General features: G+C 65.9%; 11 protein-coding genes and 1 tRNA gene. 7 read left to right on the top strand and 5 right to left on the bottom strand.

Annotated elements, in window-relative coordinates; translation table 11 throughout:
• Positions 1 to 144: 144 nt before the first annotated feature.
• The 5 genes from thrB to argS are packed head-to-tail and all read right to left on the bottom strand — an operon-like array spanning position 145 to position 6529.
• The gene (thrB, locus tag CH283_RS09920) at positions 145 to 1077 is read right to left on the bottom strand and encodes a homoserine kinase (RefSeq protein WP_068048282.1); all 933 of its coding nucleotides are present in this window, start codon (positions 1075 to 1077) and stop codon (positions 145 to 147) included.
• Between the two features lie 19 nt (positions 1078 to 1096).
• On the bottom strand, positions 1097 to 2164 hold the full coding sequence (gene thrC / locus CH283_RS09915; RefSeq protein ID WP_027497914.1) for a threonine synthase: 1068 nt from the start codon (positions 2162 to 2164) through the stop codon (positions 1097 to 1099).
• Entirely contained in the window at positions 2161 to 3462 is a 1302-nt protein-coding gene (locus CH283_RS09910) for a homoserine dehydrogenase (protein WP_094638673.1), read from the bottom strand. Before CH283_RS09910 ends, thrC begins: the two co-directional genes overlap by 4 nt.
• Positions 3459 to 4880, bottom strand: coding sequence for a diaminopimelate decarboxylase (gene lysA, locus CH283_RS09905; RefSeq protein ID WP_094638672.1), 1422 nt, complete (start codon positions 4878 to 4880; stop codon positions 3459 to 3461). The genes CH283_RS09910 and lysA overlap by 4 nt, the downstream gene beginning before the upstream one ends.
• Positions 4877 to 6529, bottom strand: a complete 1653-nt coding sequence (argS, locus tag CH283_RS09900; RefSeq protein WP_094638671.1) for an arginine--tRNA ligase — start codon at positions 6527 to 6529, stop codon at positions 4877 to 4879. Before argS ends, lysA begins: the two co-directional genes overlap by 4 nt.
• A gap of 231 nt (positions 6530 to 6760) precedes the next feature.
• Between argS and CH283_RS09895 the strand changes: the two genes are divergently transcribed.
• From CH283_RS09895 to CH283_RS09865, 7 genes are all read left to right on the top strand, one after another.
• Positions 6761 to 7642 carry a DUF3105 domain-containing protein gene (locus CH283_RS09895; protein WP_068048298.1) on the top strand — a complete coding sequence of 294 codons (882 nt, stop codon included), beginning with the start codon at positions 6761 to 6763 and terminating at the stop codon, positions 7640 to 7642.
• Positions 7642 to 8364 (top strand): DUF305 domain-containing protein, encoded by a 723-nt coding sequence (locus CH283_RS09890; RefSeq protein ID WP_094638670.1) that lies wholly within the window; start codon positions 7642 to 7644, stop codon positions 8362 to 8364. Before CH283_RS09895 ends, CH283_RS09890 begins: the two co-directional genes overlap by 1 nt.
• Before the next feature lie 68 nt (positions 8365 to 8432).
• Positions 8433 to 8505, top strand: a tRNA-Arg gene (locus tag CH283_RS09885).
• Positions 8506 to 8565: 60 nt separating this feature from the next.
• Entirely contained in the window at positions 8566 to 9450 is an 885-nt protein-coding gene (locus CH283_RS28255; protein WP_094638669.1) for a hypothetical protein, read from the top strand.
• A 14-nt stretch (positions 9451 to 9464) separates the two neighbouring features.
• Positions 9465 to 10052, top strand: coding sequence for a class I SAM-dependent DNA methyltransferase (locus CH283_RS09875; protein WP_094638668.1), 588 nt, complete (start codon positions 9465 to 9467; stop codon positions 10050 to 10052).
• Between the two features lie 73 nt (positions 10053 to 10125).
• The gene (locus CH283_RS09870; protein ID WP_094638667.1) at positions 10126 to 11469 is read left to right on the top strand and encodes a DUF2254 domain-containing protein; all 1344 of its coding nucleotides are present in this window, start codon (positions 10126 to 10128) and stop codon (positions 11467 to 11469) included.
• Positions 11470 to 11504: 35 nt separating this feature from the next.
• Positions 11505 to 12038 (top strand): MarR family winged helix-turn-helix transcriptional regulator, encoded by a 534-nt coding sequence (locus CH283_RS09865; RefSeq protein WP_094638685.1) that lies wholly within the window; start codon positions 11505 to 11507, stop codon positions 12036 to 12038.
• Positions 12039 to 12055 lie beyond the last annotated feature (17 nt).

The following is a 12055-nucleotide window of genomic DNA, read 5'->3' as shown; positions in this document are numbered from 1 at the left end:
GTCACATCACTCGGACGTTTGAATCCCCCGAATACAGCGACCTGAATGCCCTGACGAAACCGGCGTCTGAAGCGCACGATGTACGGACAGGGTTCACCATAGCGCCGTTGTCCCCACTCGGCAAGAACCCTGCTGCCGCGTCTGTCACGCGACGGTGACTCCGTCGGCCACGTCCAGGTCGAGCACCCGCCACCCCTCGGCCGATGCGGCCTCGCGCAGATCGGCCGGAAACTCCTCGGTGCACAGCGCCATGACCGTCGGGCCCGCACCGGACACCACGGCCGCGATGGACCGCGCGCGCAAGGTGGTGATCCAGCGAGTGGTGTCGGGTAACGCCTGAGCGCGCTGACCTTGATGCAACAGGTCCTCCGTCGCCGACATCAGCAGATCCGGGCGCTCGGTCAGCGCCACCACCGCGAGGGCACTACGGCTGACGTTGAAGGCCGCATCACGGTGGGGCACCAACTCGGGCAACAATCCCCGCGTGTGCGACGTCGACGAGCGTTCGGACGGTACGAGCACGACGACCTTGATGCTCGGGTGCACCTCCAGCCGCACGGCTGCATACTTCCGCGCCGTGACACTGGCATTGGGCGGTTCGCTCCACGACACCACCGCACCGCCGAGGCAACTCGCCGACGCATTGTCGGGATGACCCTCGAATTCCGATGACAGCTGGACCAGCTGACCCTCCGACAGCGCGAGCGACCGATCCACTTTCGCGGCCAGTGCGTTGGCGGCAGCGAGGCCCCCGACCACAGCCGACGCCGAGGAACCGAGCCCCCTGGAGTGAGGAATCACGTTGCGGCAGTGGACATCCAAGCCGTCGGCCCACACTCCGGCAGCTTCGAGACCCCGCTCGATGGCGCGTACGACCAGATGCGTCGGTCCCCACGGCACGTCCGCCGAACCCTCACCGTCGACGTGAATCCGCAGTCCCGACGCGGTGGTCGTGACCTCGATCTCGTCGTACAGCCCCAAAGCGATTCCGAGACTGTCGAATCCGGGTCCGATGTTGGCACTGGACGCCGGGACGCGCGCGGTGACCGTGAGCCCGATGGGGAGTGTCGTCGTCATGGCCGGAGATTCCGTCAACTCAGGCCAGCTCGAGCGCAGCCGCGACAGCGACGGGATCGACCGAAATGGGTTCTACGACAGGCATTCCCGACAGCGCCGTATCGGGATCCTTGAGGCCGTTTCCGGTGACCGTGCACACGACGGTCAGGCCCGGTTCGAGCCAGCCTTCCTTTCGAGCTGCGAGGAGCCCGGCGACACTGGCGGCGGAGGCGGGCTCGACGAACACGCCCTCGGTCTTGGCGATCAATCGGTACGCCTCGAGGATCTCCTCGTCGGTCGCTGCGCGGAATGCTCCGTTCGATTCTTCCTTGGCGTTGACGGCGCCGTTCCAGGATGCGGGCGAGCCGATCCGGATCGCGGTGGCGATGGTTTCCGGATCCTTCACCGGCGCACCGTGAACCAGCGGAGCAGCGCCCGCGGCCTGGACTCCGAGCATCCGCGGCTTGCGCGTGGTCAGACCGTCACGGAAGTACTCCGAGTAACCGCGCCAGTACGCGGTGATGTTGCCTGCGTTGCCGACCGGCAGTGCGTGGATGTCCGGTGCGTCGCCGAGGGCGTCGCAGATCTCGAAGGCCGCGGTCTTCTGGCCTTCGATGCGGACGGGGTTGACGGAGTTGACCAGACCGATGGTCGGGAACTCGGCCGTGGTCTTGCGGGCCAGTTCGAGGCAATCGTCGAAGTTGCCCTGCACCTGAATGATCTTGGCTCCGTGCATGACTGCCTGAGCGAGCTTGCCCATGGCGATCTTGCCCTGCGGAACCAAGACGGCACAGCTCATTCCGGCCTTGGCCGCGTAGGCAGCTGCGGAGGCCGAGGTGTTGCCGGTCGAGGCGCAGAGAACGGCCTCCTGACCTCGGGCGAGCGCGTCGGTGACGGCCATGGTCATCCCGCGGTCCTTGAAGGAGCCGGTGGGGTTGAGTCCCTCGACCTTGAGATGCACTGTGCACCCGGTCAGTTCGGACAGGTGCCCGGCCGGCAACAGCGGGGTGCCGCCCTCGCGCAGCGTGACGGTCTTCCAATCCGGGCCGATCGCCAGACGCGAACGGTATGCCTCGATCAGACCGGGCCAGGGGGTGTGGACGCTCATACGGTGGTGCCTTCCAATCGGAGAACGCTGGCGACGTGAACGACGACGTCGAGCTGCTCGAGGGATGCAACGGTGTCGGACAGTGCGGAGTCGGCCGCGAGGTGCGTGACGACGACGAGCCTGGCTCCGTCACCCGAGCCCTGCTGACGCACCGTGGAGATGCTGACGTCACGCTTGGAGAACTCGGCCGCCACGGTGGCGAGAACGCCTGGCTTGTCGGCAACCTGCATGCTGACGTAGTAGCGAGTGAGGATGTCACCCATGGGGGCCACCTTGAGCTTGGCGTACTTGGATTCGAGTGGACCCCGTCCGCCGTAGAACTTGTTGCGAGCGGCCATCACCAGGTCGCCGAGTACTGCGGACGCGGTCGGCGCGCCGCCTGCACCCTGGCCGTAGAACATCAGGCGGCCTGCGGCCTCTGCTTCGACGACCACGGCGTTGAACGCACCGTTCACCGACGCCAACGGGTGGTTCAGCGGAACGAGCGCCGGGTAGACCCGAGCGGAGATTCGCTCCTTGCCCTTGGGCGTGACGATCCGCTCGCAGATGGCCAGCAGCTTGATGGTGCAGTCCAGGGATTTCGCGGTTTCGAGATCGTCCGAGGTGATCTTGCTGATGCCCTCGCGGTAGACGTCACCGGCAGTGACCCGCGTGTGGAATGCGATGGACGCCAGGATGGCGGCCTTCGATGCAGCGTCGTAGCCTTCGACGTCGGCGGTCGGGTCGGCCTCGGCGTAGCCCAGACGCCCTGCCTCGGCGAGGGTTTCGGCGTAGTCCGCGCCCGTCTCGTCCATGGCCGAGAGGATGAAGTTCGTGGTGCCGTTGACGATGCCGGCAACCTTGTTCACACGGTCACCCGCGAGAGACTGCATCAGCGGGCGGACGACGGGAATGGCTCCGGCCACGGCGGCCTCGAAATACAGGTCGGCACGTGACTTCTCGGCCGCGTCGGCCAGTTCCCCGGTGTACTCGGCCAGCAGGGCCTTGTTCGCCGTGATGACGGACTTGCCCTTCTCCAGGGCAGAGAGCACCAGCTTGCGGGGAATGTCGATGCCGCCGAGAACCTCGACGACGATGTCGACGTCGTCGCGGCCCACGAGCTCGGCGGGATCGTCGGTGAGCAGCTCGGCCGGAACTCCACGATCGCCGTCGACCCGACGCACCGCGATGCCCCGAATCTCCAGCGGCGCACCGACTCTCGCCTCGAAGTCGTCAGCGTTATCGGTGAGGATCCGAACGACCTCGCTGCCGACGTTTCCGAGTCCGAGTACGGCGACGCCTATCGGCTTCGATGTCATGGCTGAACCTCCAAGCTGAGCAGATCTTCGATGGTTTCCCGCCGCAGGATCAGGCGCGAGTGCCCGTCCTTGACCGCAACCACAGCGGGCCGCGTCAGCAGGTTGTAGCGACTGGACATGGAGTAGCAGTAGGCCCCGGTGGCCGCTACCGCGAGCAGGTCACCCGGCCCGACGTCTGCCGGCATCCATGTGTTCTTGATGACGATGTCGCCGCTCTCGCAATGCTTTCCGACGACCCGAGCCACGACGGCCTCGGCATCGCTCGTACGCGAGACCAGCCGACAGTCGTATTCGGCCTGATACAGCGAGGTTCGGATGTTGTCGCTCATGCCGCCGTCGACGCTGATGTAGCGCCTGCGCGTCGACTTGTCGACGGTGACGTCCTTGATCGTGCCGACCTCGTAGAGCGTGACGGTGCCCGGCCCGGCGATGGCTCGGCCCGGCTCGACGGCGATCGTCGGGACCGGTAGACCCACTGCGGCGGACTCGGTCTCCACGATGGCGGTCAACTTCGCCGCGAGCTGCTCCACCGGCGGCGGATCGTCACTCGGCACGTACGAAATACCCATGCCGCCACCGAGATCCAGTGTCGAGATCTGCGCGGTCTTGTCGACGCCGAACTCCGAGACGATGTCTCGCAGGAGACCGATAACCTTGTGCGCTGCCAACTCGAAGCCGTCGACCTCGAATATCTGCGAACCGATGTGACTGTGCAGTCCGACGAGGCGGAGGTTGTCGGCAGCGAACACGCGCCGGACAGCGTCGAGCGCAGAGCCGTCGGCGAGCGAGAATCCGAACTTCTGATCCTCGTGCGCGGTGGCGATGAACTCGTGGGTATGCGCTTCGACACCGACGGTGATGCGAATGAGAACGTCCTGCACCACACCGGCCGCACCGGCGACGCCGTCGAGACGGTCGATCTCGATGTTGGAGTCGAGCACCACATGTTCGACGCCTGCGCGCACGCCCGCCTCGAGCTCGGCGACCGATTTGTTGTTGCCGTGCATGGCAATTCGGTCGGCCGGGAATCCGGCAGCCAACGCGATGGCCAACTCGCCTCCGGAACAGATGTCGAGAGAGAGCCCTTCGTCGGCCACCCAGCGTGCGATCTCTCCGCACAGGAAAGCCTTGGAGGCGTAGTGAACTCGTTCGGGCGCCCCGAAAGCGGCGGCCATCTCACGGCAGCGCGAACGGAAGTCGTCCTCGTCCACGACGAACAACGGTGTGCCGTACTGCTCCGCGAGATCGGTGACCGACACTCCGGCGAGCCGGACGGTTCCGTCCTCACCGCGCTCGGCGTTGCGGGGCCACACCTGCTCGGGCAGCGTCGTCATCTCCGACGCGTCGGCCGGGCGATGGGACATCGACTCCTTCGCGGGGGCGTCGGCATGCTTGGGTCCTGCCGGATGTGCGCTCACATGCGCTCCGGTGCGCTGACCCCGAGCAGTTCGAGGCCGTTGGCCAGGACCTGCCGGGTCGCGTTCCCCAACGCCAGTCGTGCGGTGTTCACAGGTCCGGGCTCCTCGTCTCCTTGTGGAAGTACTCGACACGCACCGTAGAAACGGTGGTAGGCACCCGCCAGCTCTTCGAGGTAGCGGGCGATCCGGTGTGGTTCGCGCAGTTCGGCGGCGCTGGCCACCACGCGCGGGTACTCGCCGATCGTCCTGATCAGCTCGCCTTCCTGCTCGTGGGTGAGCAGGCTCAGATCTGGCTGCTGCGCGCTGATTCCCAGTTCGGCGGCATTGCGCGCGAGTGAGGCCAAGCGGGCGTGGGCGTACTGGACGTAGTACACCGGGTTCTCGTTGCTGGCGCTCGCCCACAGGGCGAGGTCGATGTCGATGCTGGAGTCGACGGACGACCGGATCATGACGTACCGGGAGGCGTCGACGCCGATGGCTTCGACCAGGTCGTCGAGGGTGATGACGGTTCCGGCACGCTTGCTCATCTTGACGGCCACGCCGTCGCGCACCAGGTTGACCATCTGGCCGATCAGCACCTCGACGGTCGCGGGGTCGTCTCCGAATGCAGCTGCGGCCGCCTTGAGCCGTCCGATGTATCCGTGGTGGTCCGCTCCGAGCATGTAGATGCACAGATCGAAGCCGCGCTGCCGCTTGTTCTGGAAGTAGGCGATGTCGCCGGCGATGTAGGCGGCGTTGCCGTCGCTCTTGATGACGACACGATCCTTGTCGTCGCCGTACTCGGTGGACCGTAGCCACCAGGCACCGTCCTCCTCGTAGAGGCTCCCCGAGCTCTTGAGGTACTCGACCGACTTCTCGACCTCACCCGAGTCGAACAGCGAGTTCTCGTGGAAGTAGACATCGAAGTCGACGCCGAACTCGTGCAGATTGGCCTTGATCCGGTCGAACATCAGCTGGGTGCCGATCGCTCGGAACGTCTCTTCCTGGGCCTCGGGGGCCAGCGCGAGCGCTTCCGGCTCCTGCACCAGCACCTGCTCCGCGATCTCGGCGATGTACTCGCCTGCGTAGCCGTTCTCCGGAGCGGGTTCGCCCTTGGCCGCGGCGATCAGCGACCGGCTGAAGCGGGCGATCTGCGCGCCGTGATCGTTGAAGTAGTACTCGCGAGTGACCTCGGCCCCGTGGGCGGTCAGGATGCGACCGAGTGCATCGCCCACGGCTGCCCACCGGGTACCGCCGAGGTGCACCGGACCGGTCGGGTTGGCCGAGACGAACTCGAGATTGACCTTCTTGCCCGTCATCGAGGAACCGCTGCCGAAGGCCGCGCCTTCGGCGAGCACGCGAGCGACGATCTCGCCCTGCGCTGCAGCGGCCAGCCTGATGTTCAGGAATCCGGGGCCTGCGACATCGGCGTCGGCGATGGCTGCGTCGGCGGCGAGAGCCTCGGCGAGCCAGCCGGCGAAGTCGCGGGGGTTGGCTCCGGCCTTCTTCGCGACCTGGAGTGCCACGTTGGTCGCGTAGTCGCCGTGCTCGGGATTGCGGGGACGCTCGACGGTCAGCTTCGCAGGGAGGACTGATGCATCCAGGCCGCGGTCGGCAAGCACCTTCGCGGCGGTCGCGTGAAGCAGTTCGGCAAGATCGGCGGGAGTCACAGGTAGCTATCCTATTGGCTGGTGCGCGGCGTCCTCGCATCCACTGCCCGTCTGCCGGCGAGCAACCTCGGCCTGCGCGGTCCGCGCAGGCTCTGAGCACGCTCTCAGACAGAGAACGTACAGTGAGGGCGCTCTGCGCTGATGGTCATCGGACGATGCTGTCACCAGCAGATACGCATCACCAGCGCAACCGAACACCACCTTTCCTCGACTGAGAGAGCAACTACAGCGATGCCAACGGGTCCCGACAAAGGCAGTCAGAACAAGTCGGCTGCGAAGGCAGACAAAGCCATCAACGCAGCCAACAAGAAGTCAGCTCGCAAGAAGAAGGGCGGCGTGCCCACCGCGACGGGCAGGCAGATTCCCTGGCTGACGGTTGCCGGTGTCGTTGTCGTCGTCGGTCTCGTCGCGGGCCTCGGGATCAATCTGTATCCGAAGTACCAGGACCGCGCCGAGGCGCAGAAGTTCGCGCCGAGCGAGGCCAATCAGGATCCGTCGACCGGCATCGAGGGTGTCGCGATTCAGGAGTACCCCGCGGCTCTGCACGTCGGGCGCACGCAGCGGGTCGCCTACGACCAGTCGCCGCCGTTCGGTGGACCGCACGATGCCGTGTGGGCCACCTGCACGGGAATCGTGTACCCCGAGGCCATTCGCACCGAGAATGCCGTGCACTCGCTCGAGCACGGTGCCGTCTGGGTCACCTACAACCCCGACGATCTGAACGAGGACCAGGTCCAGTCGCTGGCCGATCGCGTCGACGGTGAAACGCAGATGATGATGTCGCCGTACCCCGGCCTCGATTCCCCGGTCTCGCTGCAGTCCTGGGGCCACCAGCTCAAGTTGGACAGCGTGGACGACGAACGCATCGGCCAGTTCATCTCCGCCTTGCGCCTCAACCGTTTCGCCTACCCCGAGGTCGGCGCCAGCTGCGCATCGGTCCCGGGAACCGGTGACAACGCATTCGATCCGGACAACCCACCCCTGTTCGACGCCTCTGCACCCGGCGCGGACGCGGTACCGATGGACGGTGCCGGCATCACCCCCGACGCAAGCGAGACCGGCGGCACCGGCGGAGTTCAGCTGCCGAGCGATCTTCAGGTACCCACCAACTGATGACCGAGCCCACGACAACCGACAGCGCGGACGCCACCGCGTCCGCCACCAAGCCGAGCCAGCGCACCGCGCTGGTGGCGCTGGCGCTGACCGCCGTGCTGGCGATCGGTTTCGCGCTGGGCTTTCTGGTGCAGAGTCCGTTCCGGGACGACGACACCGCACCTGCTGCGGACTCGGTGGACGTCGGCTTCGCGCAGGACATGACCGTGCACCACAACCAGGCGATCGAGATGGCGGCGGTGGCGTTGACCAACGCGCCGGATCAGGCAGTCAAGAGCCTGGCGTTCGACATGCTCACCTCGCAGCAGAACCAGGTGGGACAGATGCAGGGCTGGTTGGCCCTGTGGGACCGAGCACCGATCTCGACCGACGGCTACATGAACTGGATGGCCGAGGACGACTCGCACGGTCACTCGATGGGCGGAATGTCCATGGATCCCGGATCCTCGGATCCCACCAGGGCCATGCCGGGCATGGCCAGTTCCGCTGAGCTCGCCGCTCTTCGCCAGGCCACCGGCTCGGATGTCGACGTGATGTTCCTGCAACTCATGCTGCGCCACCACGAGGGCGGCCTAGCGATGATGGAGTACGCGCAGACTCACGCGCAGTCACCGGCGGTGATCAATCTGGCGAACTCCATGGTCGCCACCCAGACCAGCGAGTCGACGCTGATGAAGCAGATGCTCGCCGAGAAGGGTGCGCAGCCGCTGCCCGAGGGGTGATTTCGGCTCGGGTCGCGGATGCGCTAGTCTTTCGTACAGCCCAACAGGCACACCGGTTCGTCCGGTGCGCCCCCGTAGCTCAGGGGATAGAGCGTTCGCCTCCGGAGCGAAAGGCCGCAGGTTCGAATCCTGCCGGGGGCACACATCTTTCACGCACGTCATCGTCGTACGGTGGCTGCTCGAACGAGACGGTGGACTTCGATGTCCGAGAATCTCCCCCGAGTCGAGACCGTCGTCGACGACCTGTACTCACTCCCTCCCGCTGATTTCGTCTCGCATCGTGCGGCATACGTCACCCGGTTCAAGAAGGCCGGCGACAAAGCCGGTGCCACCCGCATCGGCGCCCTGCGCAAACCCACTCTCGTGGCGTGGTTGGTGAACACACTCGCTCGCCGAGACGAATCGGCCCTGGCGGAACTGTTCGATCTGGGTGAGCAACTCGAACGAGCACAGCAGCGCGGCGACGGCCCCCGACTGCGTGAATTGTCCACTGCCCGAAGCACTTCGATACGTGCACTGACCGACCGAGCAGTCGCGCTCGGACGCGACCTCGGGGCGACCGTCGGCGACAACGCAGCCCGCGAGATCTCCAACACCCTGAACGCGGCGATGGCCGACGCCGAGATACGCGACCGCGTCCGCAAAGGCAGAACCGTGGTGGCCGAAACGTACAGCGGCTTCGGGCCTGCGCTGCTGTCGATCGTTCCGGACTCTCCCGACGATGACGACGCCGCCGAGGACGACCCGGTTTCTCCCGAGGTCGAGGACGACCGGCATAAAACCGACGAAGCCGAACGAAACCGACTGCTCGCCGAACTCGAGTCGGCCGAATCCGATCTCGATACCGCGCGAACCGAAGTCGACGAAGCCCAAGCGGACACCGAACGAAAAGCGTCCGAACTGCACAGCGCTGCAGAAGAAGTCGAGCGAATCGAGGCCGAGCTGGAGGCCGCCGGAGCCCGAGAGCAGGCTGCACGAGAAGCACACGAGGCCAGCGTCGTACAGGCGGAGTCGACGGCGGCGGCACTAGACGCGGCCCGCATCCGCGTGGCCGAAGCCCGGTCGGCCCTCGACTCCCTGACCTGACCTACCCTGGCGGGGTGACCACACGCTGGCAAGCCGAGAACTCCGCAGACGATTCCGCGCGCTACATCGAGCGATTCGACCGCCTGGCCGAACGCGGCGTGGATCTGCACGGCGAGGCCCGCATGGTCGACGCGGTGGTCTCCCCCGCGTCGAGCATTCTCGATGCCGGATGCGGGACCGGCCGACTCGGTGTCGAGTTGGCCCGCCGCGGACACCGTGTGACCGCAGTGGATCTCGATCCCGTTCTGGCCGAGGCCGCGCGAGCGCACCCCGAACTCGACGTTCATGTCGCCGATCTGACGACGCTCGATCTGGGCCGGACGTTCGACGCGGCCGTGGCAGCGGGCAACGTACTCGTCTTCATGAAGCCCGGTACCGAACGAACTGCGCTCCAACGCATCTGGGCACACCTGACCGAAGGCGGAGTGTTCGTCACCGGATTCGCCACCGATAGGGAGTACACCGTGGACATGCTCGACGAGGATTTGGCGGCGGTCGGTTTCGTCCTCGAGCACCGATTCGCGACGTGGGATCTCCGGCCCTGGCGGACGGACGCCGACTGGGCCGTCACCGTGGCACGAAAGCCGGCCCTGCTGGCCTGACACGGCATCGATCGGAGCGACGGGATTCGAATACCGAGGGTTGATTCGGACGCCTACGGGAAGACTGTGCGTCATGAAGGAACACATGGCGAAGCTGCGGGAATCGTTCTGGTTCATTCCCGCCGTCCTCGGGGTCGTCGCACTCGTGCTCGCGCAGGCTCTGGTGAGTCTCGATCGCTATCTGCTCGATACCCGGGTGGATCTGACGGGCTCGCTGCTCTACCACGTGGGTGCCAGCGGCAGCCGAGACATCCTCGGTGCCATCGGCGGGTCCATGCTCGGCGTGGCTGCGACGTCGTTCTCCATCACCATCTCCGTCCTCGCCACCGCCAGTTCCTCGTACGGCCCCCGCCTGGTGCGCAACTTCATGGCCGATCGCGGCAATCAGGTGGTGCTCGGCATCTTCGGTGCCACGTTCCTGTACTCGCTGATGGTGCTGCGGTCGATTCGCTCGATCGAATCCGACGGCTCGGTCTTCGTGCCGGACATCGCCGTCAACGTTGCCGTCGCACTCGCGGTGGTCGACGTGGGTGTGCTCGTCTACTTCATTCATCACATCGCACAGTCGATCCAGGTGGCGACGCTGTCCGGCCGCGTCCGCGACGAACTGTCGGAGTCCGTCGACGCGCTCTACCCACCCGAACAACCCGCCGATGCAGCGTCGGCAGAGGGCATCGTCAAGCCGCCCGTCTACACGACGGTGCTGGCCGAGGAGTCCGGGGTGATCATCGACATCGACGAAGACGCAGTGCTGAACATCGCTGGCGACACCGACACCGTGATCGATGTTCATCGAGTGCCCGGTGAACACGTCGTCGCCGGTGAACCGCTCGCCGATGTTCTGGCCGATCGATCGGCGAACATCTCCACCGACGCGGTCGGACGGGTTCGAGGGTCGTTCGCCATCGGCACCAGTCGAACACCGCGGCACGACATCGCTTTCGCCGTCGAGCAGATGACCGAAATGGCTGTGCGCGCCCTGTCGACGGGCGTCAACGACCCGTACACGGCACGCAACGCCATCGACGATCTCACGGTCGGACTGGTCGCGGTCGTCCAGCGTCCCAGGCCCTCCCGTGCTCGGTGCGGCTCCGACGGCACCGTGCGGGTGATCACCCGCCGCGTCGCGGTTCCGTCACTGATCGACCATGCCCTCGATGCGGTGCGGATCTACGGCACCGGCAGCCCCATGGTGGTGCAGGCCGGAATTCGCCTCGCCGAGCGAGTGGGTCGGGCGGCACAGGATTCCGAGAACGTCGACGCCGTACTGACTCAACTGGTCTTGCTGGACCGCGCGTTGGCCTCCGGCGACACCGATACCGCCCGCACAGCCGAAGCCCGCGAGCAGATCTCGCTTGCCCGCGCCGCGATCACGGATCGAGTTCCGCTCGCAGTACCTCGCGTCGTCATTCGGTAGACGCCGGAACCGGACACCGTGGGAGGATGGTCGGTATGCCAGCACCGTCTCCGCTTCCCCTCGATCCCATTGCAGAGGCACACCGCCAGTGGACCGAACACGGATGGTCCGACGCCGCCGACGGTATGGCCGCAGTGACCTCGTTGATGCGCGCGCAGCAGATCATGCTCGCCCGGGTCGAGGAAGCGTTGAAGCCGACGGGACTGACCTTTTCGCGCTACGAGCTGCTGACGTTGTTGACCTTCACCAAGAACGGGGCTCTGCCGATGGCGAAGGCGAGCGCACGTCTGCAGGTGCATCCCACGAGCGTGACCAACGCTGTCGATCGTCTCGAGTCCGTGGGATACGTTCGACGCATCCCACATCCGAGCGATCGGCGCACCACACTGGTCGAAATCACCGAGCAGGGACGCACTTTGGCCGTCGAGGCCACAGAGCGCTTGAACTCACTGGTGTTCGCACGCCCCGGTCTGGCACGGGACAAATTACTGGCGCTCGTTCGGATCTTGGCGGAACTCCGTTCGGATGCAGGCGATTTCGACAGTGAAAACATCACTACATCGTTCTGAGTTCGATCGTGACTCGT

Source organism: Rhodococcus sp. 05-2254-2, from assembly GCF_002259095.1.
In the GTDB taxonomy this organism is placed as follows: domain Bacteria; phylum Actinomycetota; class Actinomycetes; order Mycobacteriales; family Mycobacteriaceae; genus Rhodococcoides.
Note: the sequence above shows the minus strand (reverse complement) of the source record. Positions and strands in the feature narration are given on the sequence as shown.